Here is a 24,505-nt window from a genome sequence, read left to right on the forward strand (position 1 = left end):
AGAATCTTGCGACTGCTTCGCAGCCGAGCGGGAGCAAGCTCCCTCGCCACGGGCGTCATGACAAAGACTTGCGTTTGGCCGCCTCGGCACAGATCACCCGCCGGCGCTCATCATCCGCCGAGCGCCATTCGCGGATATCTTCCACGTGCCGGAAACAGCCGAGGCAGACCTTCTGCTCATCCAGCTTGCACACGCTGGTGCAAGGCGACGGAACGGCGGGGCTGACGTTGCTGTAGAGCGGCTTGGGTGGCCGCGCCGGGGCTGGCTGGCTCACGCGTTCACAGTCCTTCGAATTCGAGCTCAGCGCCCGCCTGCTGCTTGACGATGCGTTCGAGCATCTCGCCCAACTGCTCTTCGCTCTTGTCGCACATCCAGCGCTCGCTTTCCTCGTCATAGTCGAAGTGAAAACCACCGGACACCGCCGCCAGCCACAACTGCCGCAACGGTTCCTGGCGGCTGAAGATCAGCTGGGTACCGTTTTCGAACTTGACGGTGAGTACACCGGCGGAAATTTCCAGATCGATATCCAGGCCACTGTCATCGAACACATCCTCCAGCGTTTGCTGGGTCGCATCGACCAGGTCGTGGAAACGGGCTTCAGTCAAACTCATTGCGGCAACCTCGAAAATGTCTGCTCATGCTCAAGCGCCGCAAGATACGGACGCTTCCCGGCGATTGCAAAGGATATACCGGTTGAGACAACCAGCGCCGCCGGACGGGCGCCCCGTTGCATAGGCAAGCTGACGGGTGGCCGGTATACTCCGGCGCAATTAACGCATTTTCAAGGATTTCGCCATGAAGCGCCTGATCTCTTCCCTTGCTGCGCTCGTCGCGGTTGCCTGCCTTGTGACAGCCTGTGGTCAAAAAGGTCCGCTGTACCTGCCTGATGACAGCAAGTCTCCCGAAGAACAAGCAGAGCAGGCCAAGTCGTCGCAATCCAAGTCACACGCGCACGACACCCACACCACTTACTAAGGGACCGCCATGGACGCTTTTAACTACCGTGGCGGGGAGCTGTTCGCGGAAGGGGTTGCCCTGTCCGCGATAGCCGAACGTTTCGGCACGCCGACCTACGTCTATTCCCGTGCCCATATCGAAGCCCAGTACCGCACCTTCGCCGATGCCCTCGAAGGCATGCCGCACCTGGTGTGCTTCGCGGTAAAAGCCAACTCGAACCTGGGCGTGCTCAACGTCCTGGCGCGCCTTGGCGCCGGCTTTGACATTGTATCCGGTGGCGAGCTGGAGCGTGTGCTGGCCGCGGGTGGCAGCGCCGACAAGATCGTTTTCTCCGGTGTCGGCAAGACCCGCGAAGACATGCGCCGCGCGCTGCAAGTCGGTGTGCATTGCTTCAACATCGAATCCACCGACGAGCTGGAGCGGTTGCAGGTCGTCGCCGCCGAGCTAGGCGTGCGCGCACCGGTTTCCCTACGCGTGAACCCGGACGTCGATGCTGGCACCCACCCGTACATTTCCACTGGTCTCAAGGAAAACAAGTTCGGCATCGCCATTGCCGACGCCGAGGACGTGTACGTACGTGCGGCCCAGCTGCCAAACCTGGAAGTGCTGGGCGTCGATTGCCATATCGGCTCGCAACTGACCACCCTCGAACCGTTCATCGATGCCCTCGACCGCCTGCTGGCGCTGGTCGATCGCCTCGGCGACTGCGGCATCTACCTGCGTCACATCGACCTTGGCGGCGGTGTCGGCGTGCGTTATCGCGACGAAGAACCGCCATTGGTGGCCGACTACATCAAGACCGTGCGCGAGCGCCTCGAAGGCCGCGACCTGGCATTGATGTTCGAGCCCGGTCGCTACATCGTCGCCAATGCCGGCGTGCTGCTGACCCAGGTCGAGTACCTCAAGCACACCGAGCACAAGGATTTCGCCATCGTCGACGCGGCCATGAATGACCTGATCCGTCCAGCGCTGTACCAGGCCTGGATGGATGTCACCGCGGTGCGCCCACGCGATACCGCGGACCGCGCCTACGACATCGTCGGGCCGATCTGCGAAACCGGCGACTTCCTGGCCAAGGGCCGGGAGCTGGCGCTGGAAGAAGGCGATCTGTTGGCCGTGCATTCGGCGGGTGCCTACGGGTTTGTCATGAGTTCCAACTACAACACTCGCGGCCGTTGCGCCGAGGTGCTGGTAGACGGTGATCAGGCATTCGAAGTGCGCCGCCGCGAGACGGTAGCCGAGCTGTTTGCCGGCGAAAGCCTGTTGCCGGAGTAATACCATGCTGCTGCGTTTTACCAAGATGCACGGCCTGGGCAATGACTTCATGGTCCTCGACCTGGTCAGCCAGCACGCGCACATCCTGCCCAAGCATGCCAAGCAATGGGGCGACCGCCACACCGGCATCGGCTTCGACCAGTTGCTGATCGTCGAGGCGCCGAACAACCCGGACGTGGATTTCCGCTACCGGATCTTCAATGCCGACGGTTCCGAAGTGGAGCAATGCGGCAACGGTGCGCGCTGTTTCGCCCGCTTCGTGCTGGACAAGCGCCTGACTGCCAAACGGCAGATTCGCGTCGAGACCAAAAGCGGCATCATCGAACTGGATGTCCGCAGCGACGGCCAGATCGGCGTCAACATGGGCGCCCCACGCCTGGTTCCGGCGGACATTCCGTTCCAGGCACCGGCCCAGGCCCTGAGCTATACCGTCGACGTCGACGGTATGCCGGTGGAATTGGCGGCGGTTTCCATGGGCAACCCCCATGCCGTGCTGCGGGTGGATGATATAAACAGTGCGCCCGTGCACGAACTGGGGCCGAAGATCGAGCATCATCCGCGCTTCCCGGCGCGGGTGAACGTCGGCTTCCTGCAGGTCATCGATCGGCATCGCGCGCAACTGCGTGTCTGGGAACGCGGCGCCGGGGAAACCCAGGCGTGCGGCACCGGCGCCTGCGCTGCGGCCGTCGCCGCGATCAGCCAGGGGTGGATGGATTCGCCATTGCTGATCGACCTACCCGGCGGGCGCCTGTCCATCGAATGGGCAGGCCCTGGCCAACCGGTGATGATGACCGGCCCGGCCGTACGCGTATACGAAGGACAAGTTCGTCTTTGAGTGAGCCAAACCATGACCGATAAGCCTCAGGTTCCAGCCCCGCAGCCCGACGAATCCCCGAGCCAGAACCCGGAAGCCGCAGCCGTGGCCGCTTACCTGGAGGCCCATCCGGACTTTTTCGTCGAGTATGAAGACCTGCTTTCGACGATGCGCATTCCCCACCGGCGCGGCGATACCGTGTCGCTGGTGGAGCACCAGATGAAGATCCTGCGCGAACGCAACATCGAAATGCGCCACCGTCTTTCGCACCTCATGGACGTGGCGCGTGACAACGACCGGCTCTTCGACAAGACCCGTCGCCTGATCCTCGCGTTGATGGACGCCAGCACACTGGAAGACCTGGTGATGAGCGTCGAAGACAGCCTGCGCCAGGATTTCCAGGTGCCTTTTGTCAGCCTCATCCTGTTTGGCGACAACGCCATGCCGGTTGGGCGCTGGGTGACACACGCCGAAGCGCAGACCGCCATCGGCGGCCTGCTCACGGAAAACAAAAGCGTCAGCGGCAGCCTGCGCGAACATGAGCTGGATTTCCTGTTCGGCGAAGAACAACGCAAGCAGATCGGCTCTACGGCCGTCGTCGCCATTGCCCACCAGGGCGTGCACGGCGTGCTGGCCATCGCCAGCCGCGATCCGCAGCACTACAAGAGCTCGGTCGGCACATTGTTCCTGAGTTATATCGCCGAAGTCACCGGCCGCGTGCTGCCACGGGTTGTCGGTTCGCTGCGCTCGGTACGCTGACGATGGAACGGCAACTGGACGCCTACTGCGAGCACCTGCGCAGTGAGCGCCAGGTGTCGCCCCACACCTTGTCGGCCTATCGCCGCGACCTCGAAAAGGTGCTGGGCTGGTGCCAGAAACAGAATATCGGCAGCTGGTCGGCCCTGGATATCCAGCGCCTGCGCAGCCTGATTGCCCGCCTGCATCAACAAGGGCAATCCTCCCGCAGCCTGGCGCGACTGTTGTCGGCGGTGCGCGGCTTGTACCAGTACCTCAACCGTGAAGGCCTTTGCGACCACGACCCGGCCACCGGCCTGGCACCGCCAAAGGGCGAGCGTCGGCTGCCCAAGACCCTCGACACCGACCGCGCCTTGCAATTGCTGGAGGGCGCCGTCGAGGATGACTTTCTCGCGCGACGAGACCAGGCAATCCTCGAGCTGTTCTATTCCTCGGGCCTGCGGCTTTCGGAACTGACCGGGCTGAACCTGGAACAACTGGACCTGGCCGACGGCATGGTTCAGGTGCACGGCAAGGGCAGCAAGACCCGCCTGCTGCCTATCGGCCGCAAGGCCCGGGAAGCCTTGGACCTGTGGCTGCCGCTCCGGGCAATGGCCAACCCGGCCGATGATGCGGTCTTCGTCAGCCAGCAAGGCCGGCGCCTCGGGCCGCGAGCGATACAACTGCGGGTCAAGGCTGCCGGTGAGCGCGAACTTGGGCAGAACCTGCATCCACACATGCTGCGACATTCGTTCGCCAGCCACCTGCTCGAATCGTCCCAGGACCTGCGCGCCGTCCAGGAGCTGCTCGGCCATTCGGACATCAAGACCACCCAGATCTATACCCATCTGGATTTCCAACACCTGGCGACGGTCTATGACAGTGCCCACCCCAGGGCCAAACGCATCAAGGGCGACGAATCATGACCATCGAACTCATCACTTTCGACCTGGACGACACCCTGTGGGACACCGCCCCGGTGATCGCCAGCGCCGAAGCCGTATTACGTCAGTGGCTGACCGATAACGCACCGGACCTGGGCGACTTTCCGGTGGAGCGCTTGTGGGCGATCCGCACGCAAGTGCTCAGCGAAGAGCCGGACCTCAAGCACCGCATCAGTGCCTTGCGCCGACGCGTGCTGTTCCGAGCGCTGCAAGACGCCGGCTACGATCAATGGCGGGCTTCGGAGCTGGCAGACCAGGGATTCGAGGCCTTCCTGCATGCCCGACATCAACTGGAGGTCTTTCCCGAGGTACAGCCCACCCTGGAATTGCTCGCCAATGATTACGCCCTTGGCGTCGTCACCAATGGCAACGCCGACGTGCGGCGCCTGGGGCTGGCGGATTACTTCAAGTTCGCCCTGTGCGCCGAGGACATCGGCATCGCCAAGCCCGACGCCCGGTTGTTCCACGAAGCCCTGCAACGCGGTGGCGCGACCGCGCAGACTGCCGTGCACATCGGCGATCACCCGGGCGACGACATCGCCGGCGCCCAACAGGCCGGCCTGCGCGCAGTATGGTTCAACCCGACAGGCAAGGCGTGGGACGCCGACCATGCGCCGGATGCAGAAATCCGCAGCCTGACCGAACTGCCGGGGTTATTGGCAGGATGGCATAACCCGCGCTGAGCCCCCGACAACCACAACGCCGCCTATGTGGGAGCGAGCCCGCTCGCGAAGAGGGCGGCAGATCCCACATCGATGCCAACAGACACACCGCTATCGCGAGCAGGCTCACTCCCACCCTGGATCTCTTATGCCCTGCGATTCCAAGCCAGGCATAAAACCCTGTGGGAGCGAGCTTGCTCGCGATGACGGCGGCACATCCAACATCGATGTGACAGGTAAACCGCTATCGCGAGCAAGCTCGCTCCCACAGGATCGGCGTATGGTCCTAAACTTTATCCGGCCCATGAAAAAGCCCGCAGCGACGGCGGGCTTTTTCAGCAAGCAAGGGCAGATACTCAGATCGGGCGGCTGCCGTACTTGTTGTCAGGCTTCTTGGGCGGATCGGCGACCACATTGGCCTCCACTTCCTGCACCTTGCCACCCCGGGCCAGGAATTCCTCCATGGCCTTGGCGAGCGCATCACGCTCCTTGTTCTTGGCCTCTACGCTCGGCAACTCGTCGACCGATACCGCCGCCTTGGCCTTGCCTTTGGCGGTCGGGACCGGAACATCGGCACCGTCATCGTCAGCGACGTCTTCAGCCGCCGCTTCCAGGCCTTCTTCGGCCTCGTCTTCATCACCTACTTCGAGGTCGTCGTTTTCCAGATCATCGTCGCTCATGTTCTACCTCATGACTTGCGAAAAGCAGATTAGTTATAGCCCAGCTTCGCCATCTGTCGAAGGCTGCCAGAAAAAATTCAACATCCGCCAACCATCAGCGGTCATGCCCCTTCACCGTACAAGGTGGCGAGGACTTTACGAGTACCGCCATGATCACGGTGCTCGCCCAGATAAACACCTTGCCAGGTGCCCAACGCCAACCGTCCCGCCGTCACCGGAAGACTGAGCTGACATCCCAGCACGCTGGCCTTGAAGTGCGCCGGGAGGTCGTCCAGGCCTTCGTCGTTGTGCTCATAGTCGGCGGTTCCTTGTGGGATCAGCCGATTGAAAAATCGTTCGAAGTCTCGACGTACCGCCGGATCGGCGTTCTCGTTGATGGTCAGCGAGGCCGAGGTGTGCTGCAGCCACAGATGCAACAGACCGACACGACATGCCTTGAGTTCAGGCAGGCCGGCGAGCAACTCGTCCGTTACCAGATGAAAGCCCCGGGGCCTTGCCCGCAGGGTTATCAGCGTCTGTTGCCACATACAGTTCTCCGCACGTTCGGCGCGCATTCTAGCGCGCTCTGGGAAAAAACAAAGGGCCTAATATTCCTGCTTTCCTGTAAGTCTTTGGCGGTAGAAAAACCCGTGTCGCATACACAACAAAAGGCGTCGGAAAAACCAGCACGCCCTGTGAGCAATGACAAACTCCAGACAAAAAAATGCCCGGCGAACCGGGCATTTTTTATTGGAGCGCGATTACAGGTTGTAACCACGTTCGTTGTGCTGGGCCAGGTCCAGGCCCACGGCCTCTTCTTCCTCGGAGACCCGCAGACCCATGACGGCGTCGAGGACCTTGAGGATGATGAAGGTGACAACCGCCGTGTAGATCACGGTGAAGCCTACGCCTTTGAACTGAATCCACACTTGCGCACCGATATCGGTCACGGTGCCGAAGCCGCCCAGGGCTGGCGCTGCGAACACACCGGTCAGGATGGCGCCGAGGATACCGCCGATGCCATGCACGCCAAAGGCGTCCAGGGAGTCGTCATAGCCGAGCTTGCGCTTGAGGGTGGTGGCGCAGAAGAAGCACACCACGCCCGCCGCCAGGCCAATGACCAGGGCGCCCATCGGGCCCACGGTGCCGGCCGCCGGGGTGATTGCAACCAGGCCGGCCACGACGCCCGAGGCGATGCCCAGTGCGCTTGGCTTACCGTGGGTGATCCACTCGGCGAACATCCAGCCCAGCGCGGCGGCTGCGGTGGCGATCTGGGTGACCAGCATCGCCATGCCGGCGGTGCCGTTGGCCGCGACGGCGGAACCGGCGTTGAAACCGAACCAGCCCACCCACAACATGGCCGCGCCCATCAGGGTGTAACCCAGGTTGTGCGGTGCCATCGGCGTGGTCGGGAAGCCTTTGCGCTTGCCCAGCACCAGGCACGCCACCAGGCCTGCGATACCGGCGTTGATGTGCACCACGGTGCCACCGGCGAAATCCAGTACACCCCAGTCCCACATCAGGCCGCCGTTGCCGGACCAGACCATGTGCGCAATCGGCGCATACACCAGGGTGAACCACACTCCCATGAAGATCAGCATGGCGGAGAACTTCATCCGCTCGGCGAACGCGCCGACGATCAGGGCCGGGGTGATGATCGCGAAGGTCATCTGGAAGGTGATGAAGACTGCTTCAGGGAACAACGCTGCCGGGCCGGTGATGCTGGCCGGGGTGACGCCCGCCAGGAACGCTTTGCCCAGGCCGCCGACGAAGGAGTTGAAGTTGACGACGCCCTGCTCCATGCCGGTAGTGTCGAACGCGATGCTGTAGCCATAGATGACCCACAACACGCTGATCAGACCGGTAATGGCGAAGCACTGCATCATCACGGAAAGAATGTTTTTCGACCGAACCATGCCGCCGTAGAACAGCGCAAGGCCAGGAATGGTCATGAACAGAACAAGAATCGTGGCCGTCAGCATCCAGGCGGTGTCGCCGGAATTGAGGACTGGGGCTGCCGCTTCTTCTGCCATGGCCAGGCCAGGCATTACGAAGGACAACAGGGCTCCTAGCCCTGCGAATTTACGCAGAGTCATATTGTTTTCTCCTGGGGCGTTGGGGTTTGGCGGCTTAGATAGCGTCGGTATCGGTTTCGCCGGTACGGATGCGGATAGCCTGTTCCAGATTGACCACAAAGATCTTTCCGTCACCAATCTTGCCGGTGTTGGCGGCCTTGGTAATCGCCTCGATGACCCGATCAAGATCCTTGTCGTCGATGGCAACGTCGATCTTCACCTTGGGCAGGAAATCGACCACGTATTCCGCGCCGCGGTACAGCTCGGTGTGACCTTTCTGCCGACCGAAGCCTTTGACTTCAGTGACGGTAATGCCCTGCACGCCGATTTCGGACAGCGACTCGCGCACGTCGTCCAACTTGAACGGCTTGATGATGGCAGTGACTAGCTTCATGAAACTCTCTCCCGAATTGGTGGACTTGCCCCAGGAAAACAAACCCGACTCAAGTCTAAGCGCAGTGCCTGGCTTTGTAACGCGTCGTCGGCCCAAGTTGCCCGACTGGCGCCAGCTGACTACTCCTGACGAAACTCCCCGCTCCGCCTGCTGCACTGCATTCGTCACAGCGACTGCATCAGTGCATGGGTCATCAGCCACTAAGCAGAAAGCTTGCCATCTGTGCCCAACCCCCCGGATTTCAACCCCTTGACCACCGCGCCCGCCCGGCACGCGCCACGAACCGGAGCGATACGCACAACAACGGTGCGGTGACGCCCGGCGCAGTGCGCGAAAAGCGTGCATCCACGCCTGGCGAATTGACTATAGACCCTGCGTGATACACTGCCCCCCATCGTTTCCAGGACACCTGCCATGCTTGCCCCCAAAGATCTCCTCGACGCCCTGAGCGGCCACGCCTCCCGCCTGTTGAGCGGCGACACTCCCCTGCCCAAAAGCGAAATCGAAAGCCAGTTCAAGGCGCTGCTGCAAAGCGGCTTCAGCAAGCTGGACCTGGTGAGCCGGGAAGAATTCGACAGCCAGATGGTCGTGCTGGCCCGAACTCGGGCGCGGCTGGAGAGCCTGGAGGCGAAGGTGGCGGAGTTGGAGGCGAGGCTGAATCCACCTGCGGAATAACGCGTACTTCTGAAGGCATTACCCAGGGCCGCGATTTTTGGTTTTTTACTTGCGGCCATCCCAATAGCGGGAAACTTTCTCTCGCCCTTTCTCTTCCGGATGAGTTCGGCGCATCAGCCGCGACGGCCATCTTCGCGAAAAATCCTACAAAAACTTCCTAAATTCGTCGAATACGCGAACTTTATCCGAAACCCCGTTAAAGCTTCCCTGGCATTCGCCGCTAAATCTTCGTAATGGAATGCGCTAACGAGCTGGACTTTGCGCAAGTCGGACTTTCAACGAATGGGGCCGACGCGAAGTAACCGGAATGGACATGCAGCCAGCATCAAGGCTGTAAACCGGGCAAGGCGGACGGCTATCCGTCGTGCGACATACGAACATGTCTAACAGGTAAAACGGCATGCAATTGAAAAAATGCAGCGTCGCGGCTTTGGCCGTTTGCTCCCTGCTCGTCGCTGGTGCGGCGCAAGCAGGTCCATTGATCCGGGTAACCGTCAAAAACCTCGGCAATGTAGAGGCCAAGTACTCGGTCATCGGCAATAACGAAGCCCTCACCAACGCCAATGCACAACCCAAGCCCGAGGATACGATCAAACCGCAGCAGTCCAGCTCCTTTGAGGTGCGAGATCAACGCAACCCTGCCATTGCCACCGCGGTCGTCCGCTATAGCGTCGACGGCAAAACTTGCGTGTTCAGTACCTTTTACAGCAACCCCAAGATACCTAAATGGACGAAAGATGCGCAGAGCAGCAACGGAGCTCGCTGCACGGCGGCAATTACTTCGGTAAGCGCGTCCGACCATTCGTGGACCACCGAATTCACGATCAGGTAAACCCCGGCAGGTGTGTCCAGGGCGGCCATACGAGGCGGCCATGGCCTTATCAAACGCAGCGCACAAACCGCACTGCAGTTGAGCTACGGAGATAAAACAATGGATGGTATCAACGGCGCACGTACGCCCTACGCAACAACCTTGAAAACCACCTCAAGCCTCATAAAACCTACCGACCACAAAGCCGGCCCCGGTCCGACGACCGAGGTGCAACCCAGCGCCCTGAAAGACAATACCGATACCGCCCAACTCTCGCCGCTGGCACAGATGCTCAGCGACGCGGCAGCACGTGCAGCAGAACGGGACGCCAGCAATGACCGTACTGGTTTGGCGTACATTGCCAAGCGAGTCACACAAGACATTTACAGCCCTGTCTTCCAAAGAAACAAGCAAGTTAACGACGCCGAGGTGCCGACGTCGGACGACCCGCAGCGGCTGGAACAGGCTCAACAGGCGACGAACCACCTCAACAACAAGGGCGCCAACCCTTTTCAGGATCTGTCCCTCGAGCAACTGACGTTGATCGTCTACGACGACAGTGTTGACTTTACCGTCAATGAACGCAGGGCCGCTTGGAGCGCGGCCCATGATTTGGAATCCGCATGGGCCAAGTCAGTGTTTTATAAGAGCATCGGGGAGCAAGAGCGCAATGGGTATGTGTCCCCGCAGCACTTCCAGGACACTCTCAATCATTACAAGAACCTGCCGCCCATCATGGAGGCACAAGTCTTCGGCGACTACGAAGCCGATTACAACCAAATGATCAAGAGCGCCGAACTTGCCAAGGCGCGGAAGATAAGCGGCAGCGACGATGGAATGCCCCCATGGCAATCGTTGCTTGAGCTGATGCTGGCGCAACAGCAGAAAGACAAACCCGAAACGCCCGCGACAGACGCCTGAGCAGGCTTCGACCCTGAACCCCTTTCCATGAAAGGGGCTCGCTCAGGATGGAAGAACGAATGCCTGAACATCTTCCTCCCGAGCTGATCCGCGTACAAAGCATGAGCCATATCCATGGCATCGACGCGACCGCACGCGCCACCCTGCACGATGTGTCGCTGACCATCAATGCAGGACAGAGCTGCGCCATTATCGGCGCCTCGGGATCCGGCAAAAGTACCCTGCTCGGCTTGATCGGCCTGCTTGACCAACCTTCGACCGGGCAGGTCTACCTGGCTGGCCGCGACATGACCCAGGCAAGCGCTGACGCTCGCGCGATGATGCGCAACCGACACATCGGCTTCGTCTTTCAGAGCTTCAACCTGCTGCCACGCCTGGACGCCCTGGACAATGTCGCGCTGGCGCTGCTCTATCGTAGCATATCGCGCCAAGCTGCCCAGGCAGCCGCGCGGCGCCAGCTATTGCAGCTCGGGCTGGGCGAACGCCTGCATCATCGCCCGGCACAATTGTCAGGCGGCCAACGTCAGCGCGTGGCCATCGCGCGAGCGCATACTGGCCATCGGAATACAGAACGAGGCGGCCGACCAGCAGGACGCAGGCGCGCGCTATAAGGTCCAGGTGTCGATTGATACGGCCGTCGCCGCTTTCGACCCCCCGCTGCGGACCGGTATGAGCGCACGTCTGGCAGTGATTCTGTACCGCGACGAACAAAGCATCGCCGTACCGCCGAGCGCCCTTCGCCGCGATGAATCCGGGGCGACCTACGTGCTGCACCGGGCGACGGCACAAGCCCGCCCCGAGCGCGTAATGGTCAGCCCACGTACAACCGTCGCGCAAGGAGTGGTCGTGCAAGGGCTTACGCCCGGGCTTGTCGAGGTGCCGGGTTCATAAAACCGCAGTGAAAAAGGCTCGCCCGGAGAAGCCAGTAAGGCGCTTCAGGGTTTATTGTCGCTGGGACGTGAGTAAACACTCGATGACAATCGCGCTAGCGCCCGTCGAAAACCTTCCACTTTGGCCAAATTTCCCCGGGTTCTGTGGGTAATAACGCCATAGGCGTAAGGAAGTAAGCCCTCCAGCCAGTCTCGCGGGTGGATCTCGACGCTATTCTCCAGTGTCGCGACGACCCAGTCGGGCAGCCATGACATATCGCGGTCCGAGAAGTTGACTTCGCCTGCGATCAGCAACGCCAGCGTGGTTCGCAGCGAAGACTTGTCCTCAAACAATCGTTCTTGCAGCGCTTGGCAAGCGCCCGGGTCATCTAGTAATGCAATTAGATCGTTAGGCTTGTTCAGCTTTAACGAGACCGGAAGCAGCGCAGACAAGGCTGGTAACGAGTTTGCCCACCGCCTTTGCACCTCCAGATCGATCCCGGCGAAGTCCAGCGCCGGCGGCACAAGCGACGCGTGACGAAAAACCGTGGGGGTCAGGTACCGCAGGCGAAAGCTCATGATGTCCATAAAAAGACGGTCACTGGCACACAAAAACTCCACGACAGGTGTAGTGCCCAGCGTGGTAGAAGGCGGGGGACCGATGATGAACGTTGCATTGCGTCGATGGGGCAGGTGACGAATGTCGCCCCAGCTTTCGCTCAGGCAGTGAGCGAGCCAAGCCTGGGGCGTAGAACCATTGAACGGATCCAGGTTCATAGGAACGCCAAAGCCGTTGAACACTACGTGGCCGAGAGGATTGAGGCGGCTCTTCAATAGTTGGTGAAATCCGTGATCAAACACGATCGGGGCATAAGCGCTCTGGGTGTAGAGGTCGACAATAATGACGTCGTACCGATCAGGAGTGGCCATCAGGAAGTGCGCGGCATCGACGATCACGCTGTCAAAGTTGATATGCGCTGCAAGTCGGTTCCGGTTGTCGAGGCTGCGCACCTGCGCGGTCTCGTCCAGGTCAACGGCCAACAGATTGGCAACTCTGGTACTGGCTGCGATCGGCGCCAGCGCCAAACCATCCGAAAGCCCAAGCATCAGAACCGAGATCCGATCCTTGGAGGGATCCCCGAGAAATCCAGCACAACCCATGTCGTCATAATATTGGCCGCAGAAAATCCGTTCATTTTGAGCAGACCCAGGTCGATCCTTGAAGTCCGGCATGGTCTAAGGCAACTCAGTTATAAAGAGGCTGGGGTACGGCGGGCGCGTCAGTGCACAAACGCTTCAGGGTATTTATCCAGATAGACATCATTGAGCTGCGTATCCTGGGAGCGCATGAAAGTTTTGAAGTCGGGCACCAGAAAGACCAGCAGAGACAACAGCAGCACCATGACGCCCAGCAGCGTGATTGTCAGTGCGACCCCCAGAGGAGCAATCAGGATGTTCATCGCCAAACTGCCCAAGGGACTGGCCGCCGCAGACAGAAATGAAACCGTGGCAAAAATCCTGTTGCGATGGAGCTTTGGCGTTGCCAGCAACCTCACGGCGGAGGTGGGGATGTTGATCAACATCAGGCCGACACCACCGCAGAAAAAGGCCATGGTAACAATGAGGGGCGATGAAACGGTCCCGACCACCACGAGGTTGCACCCCAGTAATGCAAAACCTGCGGACACACACATATCCCGGGGGATCCGACTGGATAACCAACCGATGATCTTGTAACTGCCCGCCAGAATGCCCAGTCCGAAGGACGAATCCAGAAGACCGATGTAAGTGACCGGGTATTGAATGACGTCCTTTACGTACAGTGGGATCAGGATGGTGAAGAATGGAAAAAGGGCAAAGTTGACCAGCATTGCAATGATGGCCAGGTAAAATTCAACTTTCACTCCGTAAACCACTTTGAAGCCGGAATAGATCATGCTGAGGCCGCTGGCATCCGTCGCCTTTTCGCCTTGGGGAGAGGCGCCGATGTGGCTCGGGATGGTCGCGATCAGCGCTCCGGCGATTAGAATCGCGAAGAAATCGGCGGCAAAGGCGAAAGTGATACCGAACCCGTAGATCAACCCGCTGGCCAATACCGGCCCCAACAGAATGGAAAAGGACGACATCACGCTTTTGGTCCGAAAGGCCAGAGAGACTTTATCGTCGTTTGCAAACAAAGGAATAATTGACGCCTGGAGAGGGTCGCGTACGCCGATGATCGCGCTACTGATCATCATCAGCGCGCCCACCGTCCAGGGGTTGAATGATTCCGTGGCGGACAGCAACACCATCAACAGCGCTGTCAGCAGGCTGATCCAGAAGGCAAGTTTGATGATCAGAATTTTGTTGTATTTGTCTCCCAGCCATCCCAGCAGAGGTTTGGCTAACACTTCTGCCGCGATGGAACAGGCAACCATATTGGCGAAATTGAGTGCAGAGCCCGTTTCCTGCAAGGCCCACCACGCCACCGCCAGCTGATTGCACCGGCCCCCCAGAACCATCAATAAAAAGCTGAATTGCACTTTCAGCAGACGTCGGTCGATGCCGGGCATGCCCCACGTAATGCCTGAAAAATTTGCATTCATTTATGTACCTTTTGATCCGAATTGGGTGACTGCGTAATCACGGGCATTCAAGAAACGACGAGGTGATTCTCATCAGGGTAAATCGCCATATATCGCTCGATTCCACCCTCCAGGCTGTAGAGTTCCGCTTCCTGGCTGAAGCTACGAACTGCTAGCAACGCCGCCTTACTCCTGACGCCGGTTTTGCAATAGAAAACGATACGGCGGGCGGTATCGAGTTCTTGCTGGCGGTTGATGATGTCTTTGAGCGGAATCAGACTGCCGCCCAGCGAACCTTGTTGATGCTCGGTGACGTCGCGTACGTCGATCAATTGAAATGGCGCTTGCGTCGCTATCCAGTCGTGCAGTTTGTCGGGCGAAAGCCAGTCGCTGTCGCGCCACGCAGACGTGGTAGCAGCTCCAAGCAGTTTCGCAAGATGTCGGTCCCGTGTTTTTTTATTGATGTTCAAAAGGTTGAAAGTGTTTTCCAAGCAATCAATGGACAATAACTTTCCGCTCAAGGGCTCTCCTGCATGTAGGATGAGCTTGAGAACTTCATTGGCCTGAAAGCATCCTACCAGGCCAGGAATAACACCAAGAACGCCTGCTTCCGAGCAGTTTTGTGTCAAGTGCGGTGGCGGCGGTGTTTCGAACAGATCCCGGAGGCATGGCCCTCGTTGCTGGGTGTGCCGGTCGTAAGAATTGAATACCGACACCTGCCCCTCGAACTGACTGATCGAGGCATAGACCATCGGTTTTTCACACTCGACACAGGCGTCACTAATGAGATATTTGGCGCCGAAGTTATCGGTGGCGTCGACGATGATGTCGTACTCCGCCAGCGTCGAGAGGATATTGTCCGGTTTCAGCATCGTGGCAACGGTGTGGACGACAATGTTAGGATTCAACTGATTGATGCGACGCTTGGCTGCCAATACTTTCAGGTCGCCTACGTCGGCAGTTGAATAGAGAATTTGTCGGTGCAGATTGCTAACGTCGACGATGTCGCTATCAACAATACCGATCCTCCCGACGCCAGCTCCTGCCAAGTACAGAAGTACCGGGCAGCCCAGTCCGCCGGCGCCGACTACCAACACCTTGCTGTCATTAAGGCGCTGCTGCCCCTGAGCACCGACCTCGCTGAGGATGATTTGGCGGGCGTAACGGGAGGTTTCCGCATTCAGGTTGCATTGCATGTCAGCCACCTGCCACTGCGTTGATCAAAATCAATTGCGCATTACTGTCCAGAGGACAACGACGATCATGCTCACTGACCACAGGCATGCCGTTAACGAACAACCCCACGAACGGAAGCGGGTACAAATCCTCAGTGAAAACCGGGCCAATCAGATCGGGATACTGTGCGGTCAGATTGCTCAATACATCGATGACGCACAAGCCCTCGATAGCGTGTGTTTTATGCTGGTCGGTGTAGGATAAAAACTGCCGGGGAAAGTGTACGACGGCCATGGGTCATCCTTGTACGGTGTCAGTTGTCAGATCGCTGGAAAACGCATCCAGCCTGGAGGTAATCAGTTTTCCGATTTCGGACAGTTCGACCGAAGCCTGAAGAGTGGCCAGGCTTTTGAAGAAGTACTGGCGCAAATAGTCGAGTCGTTCGGGACGAGCTCGCACGGAACCGCTGCCCAGCAACCTCAGGTGGTAGTTCACGGCGCTGATCGCAAATAGGCAGGCCAGTAGGACACCCCGAGGATTCTTGCCGCCGGTTCCTGATGGCAATATGTAGTCGCTCGAACTGTCCTTGAGCTGGAAATCGTAAATCTCAGCGATCAAGCTGGACCAGATATGGGACAGTTCATGCACAAGTAACTCTTCAAGGTCCGTCATGCTGGTAAATGCCGCCTCGCCCAAAAACATCTGTTGCGGCAACACGGGGTTGGTCAGGCTGACTTGTTGATTCAGTAACTTATGTATATTAACCGGAAGCTCCAATAAGCTGGTCCATTCCGGCAGCAAGGCCTTGAGGTTGCTCTTCGCTTCGCCCAACATGATCTGCTCGGCGTTACAGAGAGCTTGATGGGGCGGAAATGCAGGCGCACCTTCGATGTGCTGGCTATACAAGGTCGTAGCGAAGTCTGGCTGCAAATAAGTGATTAAAGGCAACTGACCACCGTCAATATTTTTCCGTACAACGGCGACGAGCGTTAAAAGTTTTTTACTATTAAAATTAGCGTGCACAAAAGGCAAGCCATTTATTTCAAACAGCATCTCTGATGGCGACATTTTATTTTACCGTCCTCGTCCACGGTTGAAGCTTAAGAAAATCGATCAAGTCCAGATTCTTTATCCTATAGATAGAAAAATTTGCCAGGGCACTATCTATTATTTCCGCCGCAACAGGGAGCGCCTGCAAGGCGTCTTTCAAACAATTCAGCGTTCGATGCCCATACCACATATTTTTCAGATAGTGAAGTAGGTGCTGTTCTTGTTCTGGCGTAATAATCTGCACAGCCACCCACTCACTCAAAAACTTCCTAATATGGATAAGTGGTTCGCTAAGTGAAAGAAAAGGCTCTTGTGATTGATGTATCAGAGTTACTTCGTCGTCCGACATATCCGGATCGCTGGCAAATTTTCGATACACTTCACCAAAACCTGTCATTCCCAGCGTATCCATTTCACAAGCGCGAATGGCACCCATGGACGATAATCCCCAAATGCGCCAACCCGCAGCTAAGGCGTCAAGTATCTCGGCATGGCCGACAGCAGGGTGTGCATGAAATACGCCATCAACAATAGCCAAATTCGAGGGGGACGATTGCGCTACCAAGCGCTCGACATCGCCGCGTTTGATCGGCGGTCGTATTACTAGGCCGTCACTGCAGAGTAATTGACTGTCTATTCCTTGCAGAGAGGGGCCAGCAAAAAGTGTACAAATCTCAAGCGCTTTGTTTGACATATGTACTTAACCTCGGACCGACTCTTTTCAAACCGGGTTCAAAGGTTTCAAGCCCCGGGATAATAACTCTGACCACAGTGATGTCGTCTGACGCTTTACTGAGCAAGACCCTTAGCACGGTACTGAGCCCGACGCGCTGCAACCGCTCGATAAGCAACTCCCAGGCCGATTCGATCGTGGGAATAGCGGCTTCCTGGCATTCGATAGAAGAGTAATCGATCATCTGGTTCCGAGAGGTGGCCGCGGTACGCAAGCTTGAGATGGCCTGAAGTTCGACCGAACGGCCCTTCCTCTCGAAGTATTTGACGCGCTCGATGATGTCGTCCCGGCCCCCGTGGATGTGACTTAGACGGCTTTGGGCAGCCTCGCAGATAGCGCGGATCAAGGCGATTTCCTTGATGGGATGTAACCCTGAACCGGTTGCCACAGAGATGGGCGCTTGGGAGGATTCCTCCATGATAAAAGCTTGAAAGCAGGCCAAGCCAAAACAGTTTTCTGTGTGACGAACCGCTAGGCTTAATCCTGAGCCACTGATTTTATTGACAAGGGCTTTGGCTTCTGCACTACAGCTGTCCAGATTGACGAGGCGGGAGCGGTCATACATGTGATTAAAAGCTTGAATATCGCGCTCCATGAGTTCGCAAACAGCATGTACCGAGGCTTCCACTAGCTCATTGCCTGAAGCCAGCCCACTGGAGCTCTCCCCGAAGAGTTGTTGTCCAGGGTTTTCGGGGTAAGGAATGAACACCAGTTCGGCGGGGACAAGCACCTTTTGTCTGCGCAATATATCTTCAGCTTCGATAGCCATGATCAGAGAGTCGGCGTCGGCTGAAAAGCCATACAACATGCAGAACTGACTGAATTTTATCCGTCCTTCATGGCTGCCAATGATTTGCCTCGGCGTAGTCCTCAGCAACTTCAATTGTGCCGTATTATATTGCGCAAGGCTGAACTCGATGGCCTCCATGTATGCGCCTATTTTAGCCTCCGTTGCCCTGAGGCCTTTACCGGCATTAACGCACAGCGCCCCCTTCAACGCATCGGGTCGTATACTGGCAAACACGGGAATGCCAATACAGTCCAGCCAAGTGGTGTCCGTCACTCGGGTAATACCCAAGCGCGGGGCTACATCATTGACGATGATCTTTAAGGTTTCTTCGGCACTGCGGCGACGAAGGCTCGAACTAAGCCTTTGCATAAGGGCTACCTTTGAATGATGAAAGGTATAAACAAGCATTATGCTCAACACAATAGAAAGCGGGAGGGGATTACTTCCCTCCCGCTTTTATCAGGCTGCGATTTTTACATCTTCAGCCAGAGCCAGCGTCAAAACATTGTTATTTGACTGATGAGCCACAAAACCAGCATGCATTAAACTTTCATCATTCAGGATCACGGAAAATTTCTCCGCAGTTTCTGCGTCCAGTTCAAGCTCGAAGACACCATTATTAACTAGAGAGTCCATATTCTTTGTCCTATCCGTAGTATTGCGTTCAAGGAAGTTCGTTGCGCAACGCCTATAAGGATTTGCAGATAAGGAAGATCATGTCAACACAATATTTTTCAACTTCAGATTGTTTAAACGTTTACATTTTCCGACTCGTGCGGTGATTTTGGATAAGAAGGTCAAGACAGATCGCCAACCATACACAATGAGTAGCGGCGAAAACGAGTCACGCACTCCTCTTCCATCGACTGATTATTTTTTCGCAACATTCCGCCAAAGTTTCCCTTCCAATCGCTCCACCGAAGCGCTCCCTCACAACTAACCTTCAAGAACCGCAGGATGCGGTCCTCTCTACCACTCAAGGAACGATTCATGTCACTCGCCATCGTTCACAGCCGCGCCCAGGTCGGCGTCGAAGCACCCGCTGTCACCGTCGAAGTCCATCTGGCCAATGGCTTGCCGTCGCTGACCATGGTCGGCCTGCCGGAGGCGGCGGTGAAGGAAAGCAAGGATCGGGTGCGCAGTGCGATCATCAACTCGGGGCTCAGCTTTCCGGCGCGACGCATCACCTTGAACCTGGCGCCGGCGGACCTGCCCAAGGACGGCGGGCGGTTCGACCTGGCGATTGCCCTTGGCATCCTGTCGGCCAGCGTGCAGGTGCCGACGCTGATGCTGGACGACGTCGAATGCCTCGGCGAGCTGGCGTTGTCCGGGGCGGTACGACCGGTGCGCGGAGTGTTGCCCGCGGCGCTGGCGGCACGCAAGGCTGGACGCATGCTCGTGGTGCCTTGGGCGAATGCCGAGGAGGCCTGCCTGGCGTCGGGACTGAAAGTGATCGCGGTGAATCACCTGCTCGAAGCGGTGGCGCATTTTAATGGCCATACCCCGGTCGAACCCTTTGTTTCCAACGGGCTGCTTTCGGCCAGCAAGCCCTACCCCGATCTCAGTGAAGTCCAGGGCCAGGCCGGGGCCAAGCGCGCGTTGCTGATCGCGGCAGCAGGAGCCCATAACCTGTTGTTCAGCGGTCCGCCAGGTACCGGCAAGACGCTGCTGGCGAGCCGTTTGCCGGGGTTATTGCCGCCCTTGGCCGAAAGCGAGGCCCTGGAAGTCGCGGCGATCCAGTCGGTCGCCAGTTGCGTGCCGTTGAGCCATTGGCCGCAGCGTCCGTTCCGCCAGCCGCATCATTCGGCGTCCGGCCCGGCGCTGGTGGGCGGTGGGTCCAAGCCGCAACCGGGAGAAATCACCCTTGCTCATCACGGCGTGCTGTTTCTGGATGAGTTGCCGGAATTCGACCGCAAGGTGCTGGAAGTGCTGAGAGAACCGTTGGAGTCAGGGCACATCGTGATATCCCGCGCCCGCGACCGGGTGCGCTTTCCGGCGCGCTTCCAGCTGGTGGCGGCGATGAATCCCTGCCCGTGTGGCTATCTCGGCGAGCCCAGCGGTCGTTGCTCCTGCACACCGGACATGGTGCAGCGTTACCGCAACAAACTGTCCGGCCCGCTGCTCGACCGGATCGACCTGCACCTGACCGTGGCCCGGGAAGCCACCGCACTGAACCCCAAGAGCGAACCGGGGGACGACACCGCCACCGCCGCCGAACGGGTGGCCGATGCCCGTGAACGCCAGCAAGCACGCCAAGGCTGTGCCAATGCGTTCCTGGATCTGCCGGGCCTGCGCCGGCACTGCAAACTGTCCACCACCGACGAAGCCTGGCTGGAAACCGCTTGCGAACGGCTGACCCTGTCGCTGCGAGCCGCCCATCGTTTGCTCAAGGTCGCCCGGACATTGGCCGACCTTGAGCAAGCGGAGCGAATCAGCCGCGAACATCTGGCCGAAGCCCTGCAGTATCGCCCCGCCACGGTTTGAACCGCCTATGGCTTGCTCAGGTCCACCAACGGGGTATCGCGCACCTCGGTTTTCCGATCGCCCTGGATGTCATCGATGCGCTTGAGGGCCTTGTCCACGGCAACCTTGTTTGCCAGAAGGCTATAGTGGATCTGGAATTGCTTGCGCTCTTTCGGTGCGATGGTCGGCACCAGGCCCAGTGGTCGCTGATAGCGACGGTTGTAGGAGAAACTGGTGCCCGGCTCCAGGCCGGTCACGTAGCCCTGGCCTTGGGTATCGGTGTTTTTCCACAGGGAAAATACCGGAAGCGTCCCGGTGTTGAAGCCCACCGATACGCCGAGGCTACCGGCCTTGTTGTGCAATACGGTCAGCGTATCGCCCTTGGCGTCGGCGTAAGGCACGACGTTGTAGACGGTTTCGTCGTAGTCCTTGGTTGGGGCCCGATAGGTTTGCCAGTCTTTCAGGTCGCCCTTGGCCTTGTCATTGAACGGCGACACCTGTTTGACCGGTGCTGCGAAGCGCGCATCCTGCTCCAGGAATGGCGTACTGAAGTTGCTGTGATAGAGCGCCTGGTATTCCTTCGGATAGTCGCCGTTGTTGGTCAGCGTGTCGCTGAGCGCGAAGGTCACGCTACCGGGTTCGGTGACCAGTTCGGTCTGCACCGAAAAGTCGACTTTCTTGAACGCCTGCTCCTTCAACTCGCCTCGCAGGGTAATCGCGTAGGGCGGTTTTTCATCGATGTGCAGGGTGACTTTGTTCGCCGGGATATTGGCCGCGCGGCCGTGCAAGGTCAGCAGCTCGCCATTGTCCATGCCCGGATGACCGACCCATTCGTAGCCGCAGCGGGTGACCAGCTCGTTGAATCCTTCCAGCCAACCCAAGCCGCCCCGGCCATTGAGCTCGATGAATGCCGGATTGACCACTTCCTTGACCGGCGAATCCCACCCCATACGGACATCGCCGACCGAGGCCTGCAGCACATTCATGCCGCGGGTCGGGACGACCGAGAGTTTCATCGTGCCGTTGTCGATATCGACGATGCTGACGCCTTCCTGGCGACCGCCGTGCAGGGTGCGCATCGTCACGGAAAACGGCTTGTCGGTCTTCACACCGAGCTGCTGACTGGTGATTTGCCAGGGCTGTGCGGCCTTGTCGGTATCGAGCAGGACATAATCCCAGGCCATGGCGTGGGAGGCAGCACCGAGGGCGCTGAGGGCAACGAGGAGTTTGAGCGGAGTCATGGAAACGACCTTTTATTGGAGTTGTGCGTTTTTTATAGACTTGAAGAAACGTTTCAGCAAGCCGAAAAACAGCAATCAACCGCAAAAAGGAGCGTGCCTACAGAATCAGGCCGCTTTTTTTGGGAGCGAGCCTGCTCGCGAAAGCGGTGAGTCAGTAGCTAGAGATATGGCAGGAAGGCCGCCTTCGCGAGCAGGCTCGCTCCCACAGGGGAATTGCGGCGGAACATCTCTGCGTCCCACCTGGAATCATTGTGGGAGTGAGCCTGCTCGCGATAGCGGTGGGTCAGTTGATAGAGATATGGCAGGAAGGCCGCCTTCGCGAGCAAGCTCGCTCCCACAGGGGAATTGCGGCGGAATCATCTCTGCGTCCCACCTGGAATCATTGTGGGAGCGAGCCTGCTCACGATAGCAGTGGGTTAGCTGACCGCGATGTGGCTGGAAGGCCGCCTTCGCGAGCAGGCTCGCTCCCACAGGGGAGTTGCGGCGGAATCATCTCTGCGTCCCACCTGGAATCATTGTGGGAGCGAGCCTGCTCGCGAAAGCGGTGGGTCAGTTGATAGAGATGTGGCTGGTCAGCCGTCATCGCGAGCAAGCTCGCTCCCACAGTAGTGCTGGGTGAGCTTGCTCGTGATGTTGCCGCAGGAAGCCTCAGCGGAACCGATCAACCTCTTTGCGCAGGTCCTGCGCCAGTTTTTCCAGTTCCTTGGCGGTGATCGCCAGGTTCGAGACTACTTCGCGTTGTTCGCTGTTGGCCATCGCGATGCTTTGCAGGTTGCTGCTGAGCAAGGTCGCGGTGCTGCTCTGCTCTTGGGTGGCCGTGGTGATCGCTGCAAACTGCTGGCCGGCCGAGCGGCTTTGCTCGTCGATGCGCGCCAGGGCCGAGGCGACGTTGGCGTTGCGCGACAAGCCTTCCTGCATGAGCAGGTTGCCCTTCTCCATCGTACTGATGGCATTGCCGGTTTCCTGCTGGATGCTGTTGATCATGCCAGAGATTTCGTCAGTGGCCTGGCGGGTACGCGACGCCAGGCTACGGACCTCGTCGGCCACCACGGCAAAACCACGGCCCTGTTCACCCGCGCGCGCGGCTTCGATGGCAGCGTTCAAGGCCAGCAGGTTGGTTTGCTCGGCAATCGAGGTGATCACGCCGACGATGCCGCCAATTTCCTGGGAGCGCTGACCCAAGGTGTTGATGACCGTGGCCGTGCTGTTCAACGCGCCAGCGATCTGTTCCAGCGATGACGAAGCTTCGTCCATCGAGGTACGGCCGATGCGGGTCTGCTGGGCGTTGTCCTGGGCCAGACGCTCGGTATTGCCCATGTTATCGGCGATGTTCAACGAGGTGGCGCTGAACTCTTCCACTGCGCCCGCCATGCTGGTGATTTCGCCGGACTGCTGCTCCATCCCTTCATACGCACCGCTGGACAATCCGGACAACGCCTGGGCACGACTGTTGACCTCCTGCGAGGCCTTGCGGATATGCTCGACCATGGTCGACAAGGCTTGGCTCATCTGGTTGAAGGCACGGGCCAGTTGGCCAATTTCATCGTGGCTGGATACGTTCAGACGCACGCTCAGGTCGCCGGCGCCCAGCGCTTCGGCCTGACGTACCAGATCGCCCAAGGGCGCCAGTTTGCTACGCAACAGCCACACCGCCGCGCCAACCGCCAGCAACATTGCCAGCAGGCTGCCAATGGCCAGTTGCGTACCGACGTTCCAGGTTACTGCGTTGATTTCGGTTTTCGGCATGCTCGCCACCACCGCCCACGGCCCGCCCTCGAACGTCACGGCGACGCTGTAGAATTCTTCTGCGGTGTCTTCCCAGAACGCACCCTTGCCCGGCTTCTTGATCAAACCGGTGATAGCCGCGGTGGCGTTGTCCAGCGCCTGCACACCCGCTGGCGGTACCAACCATTTGTTCTGTTCGTCCAACAGCGCCAGGGAACCGGTCTGGCCGATGCGGAAGCGCTTGAGGTTGTCGAATTGCGCATTCTGCGCATCGGTGTAATCGAATCCTACATACAACACGGCAATAATCTTGCCGCTGCCGTCGCGAACGGGCGTGTATTGCGACATGTAGAAACGACCGAAGAGCAAGGCCCGGCCGATGTAGCTCTGCCCGCTGATCACCGGGCCGTACGCCGGGCCCGCGCGGTCGAGTACGGTGCCGATGGCCCGCGTACCGTCCTGCTTGCTCACCGAGGTACTGACGCGGATGAAGTCGTCGCCGCTACGCACGAATATAGTCGCCACGCCGGCGGTCATCGCCTTGAACTCGTCCACTTCCTTGAAGTTGTTGTTCAACACTTCGCTGCCCAGGCTCAAGCCTGGCGTCTGCACGCCCGCCACCGTCACCGACTGGTCCGGATGCACGCTCAGACCCGCGCTGAAGCGCTTTTCGAACAGCCCCGCCAACCGCTGGGTGCTCTCGCGCAAGGTGCTATGGAAGGTATTGAGCTGGTCGGCCATCAGGCGCGCTTCGCTGGCCAGGTGCTCTTCACGAGTGGAAAGGTTGGCGGCGTCCAGTGAACGCAAGGCGAAGACGGTACTGCCGGAAATCACGACCGCCAGTATCACGGCAAGGGCAAGGCCTAGCTGTGAGGCGATCCGGGCGCGGGGTTGAGACATGACGGCTCCTGGCCGAGAGACTGGATCATCCTGATCACGTCGCACGCTCGGCATTCTATTTTTTGAGGTGTG

General features: G+C 58.8%; 28 protein-coding genes. 12 read left to right on the forward strand and 16 right to left on the reverse strand.

Translation table 11 applies throughout. The annotated features are described in order from the left end of the window. Positions 1 to 55: 55 nt before the first annotated feature. The gene (locus J3P91_RS26665; RefSeq protein ID WP_305497964.1) at positions 56 to 274 is read right to left on the reverse strand and encodes a DUF1289 domain-containing protein; all 219 of its coding nucleotides are present in this window, start codon (positions 272 to 274) and stop codon (positions 56 to 58) included. 4 nt (positions 275 to 278) lie between these two features. Further along, the gene (gene cyaY / locus J3P91_RS26670; protein ID WP_434570964.1) at positions 279 to 611 is read right to left on the reverse strand and encodes an iron donor protein CyaY; all 333 of its coding nucleotides are present in this window, start codon (positions 609 to 611) and stop codon (positions 279 to 281) included. Between the two features lie 184 nt (positions 612 to 795). On the opposite strand from cyaY, the gene lptM reads away from it, so the two are divergent. The 6 genes from lptM to J3P91_RS26700 are packed head-to-tail and all read left to right on the forward strand — an operon-like array spanning position 796 to position 5,408. Then, on the forward strand, positions 796 to 975 hold the full coding sequence (lptM, locus tag J3P91_RS26675; RefSeq protein ID WP_264428547.1) for an LPS translocon maturation chaperone LptM: 180 nt from the start codon (positions 796 to 798) through the stop codon (positions 973 to 975). Positions 976 to 984: 9 nt separating this feature from the next. Continuing rightward, on the forward strand, positions 985 to 2,232 hold the full coding sequence (gene lysA, locus J3P91_RS26680; protein ID WP_434602218.1) for a diaminopimelate decarboxylase: 1,248 nt from the start codon (positions 985 to 987) through the stop codon (positions 2,230 to 2,232). A 4-nt stretch (positions 2,233 to 2,236) separates the two neighbouring features. Beyond that, positions 2,237 to 3,067, forward strand: coding sequence for a diaminopimelate epimerase (gene dapF / locus J3P91_RS26685; protein WP_434570960.1), 831 nt, complete (start codon positions 2,237 to 2,239; stop codon positions 3,065 to 3,067). A gap of 12 nt (positions 3,068 to 3,079) precedes the next feature. Beyond that, positions 3,080 to 3,805 (forward strand): DUF484 family protein, encoded by a 726-nt coding sequence (locus tag J3P91_RS26690; RefSeq protein WP_434602219.1) that lies wholly within the window; start codon positions 3,080 to 3,082, stop codon positions 3,803 to 3,805. A gap of 2 nt (positions 3,806 to 3,807) precedes the next feature. Next, positions 3,808 to 4,707 carry a tyrosine recombinase XerC gene (gene xerC / locus J3P91_RS26695; RefSeq protein WP_434602220.1) on the forward strand — a complete coding sequence of 300 codons (900 nt, stop codon included), beginning with the start codon at positions 3,808 to 3,810 and terminating at the stop codon, positions 4,705 to 4,707. Beyond that, positions 4,704 to 5,408 (forward strand): HAD family hydrolase, encoded by a 705-nt coding sequence (locus tag J3P91_RS26700; RefSeq protein ID WP_305497957.1) that lies wholly within the window; start codon positions 4,704 to 4,706, stop codon positions 5,406 to 5,408. Before xerC ends, J3P91_RS26700 begins: the two co-directional genes overlap by 4 nt. A 335-nt stretch (positions 5,409 to 5,743) precedes the next feature. Here the strand turns inward: J3P91_RS26700 and sutA are convergent, their stop codons facing one another. From sutA to glnK, 4 genes are all read right to left on the reverse strand, one after another. Next, positions 5,744 to 6,067, reverse strand: coding sequence for a transcriptional regulator SutA (gene sutA / locus J3P91_RS26705; RefSeq protein ID WP_007941277.1), 324 nt, complete (start codon positions 6,065 to 6,067; stop codon positions 5,744 to 5,746). Positions 6,068 to 6,168: 101 nt separating this feature from the next. Continuing rightward, positions 6,169 to 6,594, reverse strand: a complete 426-nt coding sequence (locus J3P91_RS26710) for a secondary thiamine-phosphate synthase enzyme YjbQ (RefSeq protein ID WP_434570954.1) — start codon at positions 6,592 to 6,594, stop codon at positions 6,169 to 6,171. A gap of 213 nt (positions 6,595 to 6,807) precedes the next feature. Beyond that, the gene (locus tag J3P91_RS26715) at positions 6,808 to 8,142 is read right to left on the reverse strand and encodes an ammonium transporter (RefSeq protein WP_305497956.1); all 1,335 of its coding nucleotides are present in this window, start codon (positions 8,140 to 8,142) and stop codon (positions 6,808 to 6,810) included. 34 nt (positions 8,143 to 8,176) lie between these two features. Next, positions 8,177 to 8,515 carry a P-II family nitrogen regulator gene (gene glnK, locus J3P91_RS26720; RefSeq protein WP_002555808.1) on the reverse strand — a complete coding sequence of 113 codons (339 nt, stop codon included), beginning with the start codon at positions 8,513 to 8,515 and terminating at the stop codon, positions 8,177 to 8,179. 414 nt (positions 8,516 to 8,929) lie between these two features. On the opposite strand from glnK, the gene J3P91_RS26725 reads away from it, so the two are divergent. The 5 genes from J3P91_RS26725 to J3P91_RS26745 all read left to right on the forward strand — a co-directional run bounded on the left by J3P91_RS26725 (position 8,930) and on the right by J3P91_RS26745 (position 11,813). After that, positions 8,930 to 9,190: an accessory factor UbiK family protein gene (locus tag J3P91_RS26725; protein WP_434602221.1), complete on the forward strand. Its 261-nt coding sequence runs from the start codon at positions 8,930 to 8,932 to the stop codon at positions 9,188 to 9,190. A 400-nt stretch (positions 9,191 to 9,590) separates the two neighbouring features. Then, positions 9,591 to 10,022: a hypothetical protein gene (locus tag J3P91_RS26730; RefSeq protein ID WP_434602222.1), complete on the forward strand. Its 432-nt coding sequence runs from the start codon at positions 9,591 to 9,593 to the stop codon at positions 10,020 to 10,022. Between the two features lie 99 nt (positions 10,023 to 10,121). Continuing rightward, on the forward strand, positions 10,122 to 10,922 hold the full coding sequence (locus J3P91_RS26735; RefSeq protein ID WP_434602223.1) for a hypothetical protein: 801 nt from the start codon (positions 10,122 to 10,124) through the stop codon (positions 10,920 to 10,922). 59 nt (positions 10,923 to 10,981) lie between these two features. Further along, the gene (locus tag J3P91_RS26740; protein WP_434602224.1) at positions 10,982 to 11,533 is read left to right on the forward strand and encodes an ABC transporter ATP-binding protein; all 552 of its coding nucleotides are present in this window, start codon (positions 10,982 to 10,984) and stop codon (positions 11,531 to 11,533) included. A 58-nt stretch (positions 11,534 to 11,591) separates the two neighbouring features. Next, complete coding sequence (locus J3P91_RS26745) at positions 11,592 to 11,813, forward strand: hypothetical protein (protein ID WP_434602225.1); 222 nt, start codon at positions 11,592 to 11,594, stop codon at positions 11,811 to 11,813. A gap of 44 nt (positions 11,814 to 11,857) precedes the next feature. Here the strand turns inward: J3P91_RS26745 and J3P91_RS26750 are convergent, their stop codons facing one another. The 8 genes from J3P91_RS26750 to J3P91_RS26785 are packed head-to-tail and all read right to left on the reverse strand — an operon-like array spanning position 11,858 to position 18,740. Next, positions 11,858 to 13,024, reverse strand: coding sequence for a spermidine synthase (locus J3P91_RS26750; RefSeq protein WP_434602226.1), 1,167 nt, complete (start codon positions 13,022 to 13,024; stop codon positions 11,858 to 11,860). 47 nt (positions 13,025 to 13,071) lie between these two features. Further along, the gene (locus J3P91_RS26755; RefSeq protein ID WP_434602227.1) at positions 13,072 to 14,376 is read right to left on the reverse strand and encodes an MFS transporter; all 1,305 of its coding nucleotides are present in this window, start codon (positions 14,374 to 14,376) and stop codon (positions 13,072 to 13,074) included. Between the two features lie 47 nt (positions 14,377 to 14,423). Then, positions 14,424 to 15,551 carry a molybdopterin-synthase adenylyltransferase MoeB gene (gene moeB / locus J3P91_RS26760; RefSeq protein ID WP_434602228.1) on the reverse strand — a complete coding sequence of 376 codons (1,128 nt, stop codon included), beginning with the start codon at positions 15,549 to 15,551 and terminating at the stop codon, positions 14,424 to 14,426. 1 nt (position 15,552) lies between these two features. Then, a complete protein-coding gene (locus J3P91_RS26765; RefSeq protein WP_434602229.1) occupies positions 15,553 to 15,825 on the reverse strand; it encodes a MoaD/ThiS family protein in 273 nt (90 codons plus the stop codon). A 3-nt stretch (positions 15,826 to 15,828) separates the two neighbouring features. After that, complete coding sequence (locus J3P91_RS26770) at positions 15,829 to 16,599, reverse strand: hypothetical protein (RefSeq protein ID WP_434602230.1); 771 nt, start codon at positions 16,597 to 16,599, stop codon at positions 15,829 to 15,831. A 1-nt stretch (position 16,600) separates the two neighbouring features. After that, entirely contained in the window at positions 16,601 to 17,275 is a 675-nt protein-coding gene (locus tag J3P91_RS26775; protein ID WP_434602231.1) for a TfuA-like protein, read from the reverse strand. Then, on the reverse strand, positions 17,256 to 18,512 hold the full coding sequence (locus tag J3P91_RS26780; protein WP_434602232.1) for a YcaO-like family protein: 1,257 nt from the start codon (positions 18,510 to 18,512) through the stop codon (positions 17,256 to 17,258). The genes J3P91_RS26775 and J3P91_RS26780 overlap by 20 nt, the downstream gene beginning before the upstream one ends. Positions 18,513 to 18,563: 51 nt before the next feature. Next, complete coding sequence (locus tag J3P91_RS26785) at positions 18,564 to 18,740, reverse strand: hypothetical protein (protein WP_434602233.1); 177 nt, start codon at positions 18,738 to 18,740, stop codon at positions 18,564 to 18,566. A gap of 354 nt (positions 18,741 to 19,094) precedes the next feature. Between J3P91_RS26785 and J3P91_RS26790 the strand changes: the two genes are divergently transcribed. Beyond that, positions 19,095 to 20,588, forward strand: a complete 1,494-nt coding sequence (locus J3P91_RS26790) for a YifB family Mg chelatase-like AAA ATPase (protein WP_434602234.1) — start codon at positions 19,095 to 19,097, stop codon at positions 20,586 to 20,588. Positions 20,589 to 20,593: 5 nt separating this feature from the next. Here J3P91_RS26790 and J3P91_RS26795 read toward each other — a convergent pair whose 3' ends face one another. Both J3P91_RS26795 and J3P91_RS26800 read right to left on the reverse strand, forming a co-directional pair. Next, entirely contained in the window at positions 20,594 to 21,808 is a 1,215-nt protein-coding gene (locus J3P91_RS26795) for an aldose 1-epimerase family protein (protein ID WP_434602235.1), read from the reverse strand. Between the two features lie 648 nt (positions 21,809 to 22,456). Then, positions 22,457 to 24,433 (reverse strand): methyl-accepting chemotaxis protein, encoded by a 1,977-nt coding sequence (locus J3P91_RS26800; RefSeq protein ID WP_434602236.1) that lies wholly within the window; start codon positions 24,431 to 24,433, stop codon positions 22,457 to 22,459. Positions 24,434 to 24,505 lie beyond the last annotated feature (72 nt).

It is taken from the genome of Pseudomonas sp. Z4-7 (assembly GCF_051131965.1).
GTDB lineage: Bacteria > Pseudomonadota > Gammaproteobacteria > Pseudomonadales > Pseudomonadaceae > Aquipseudomonas.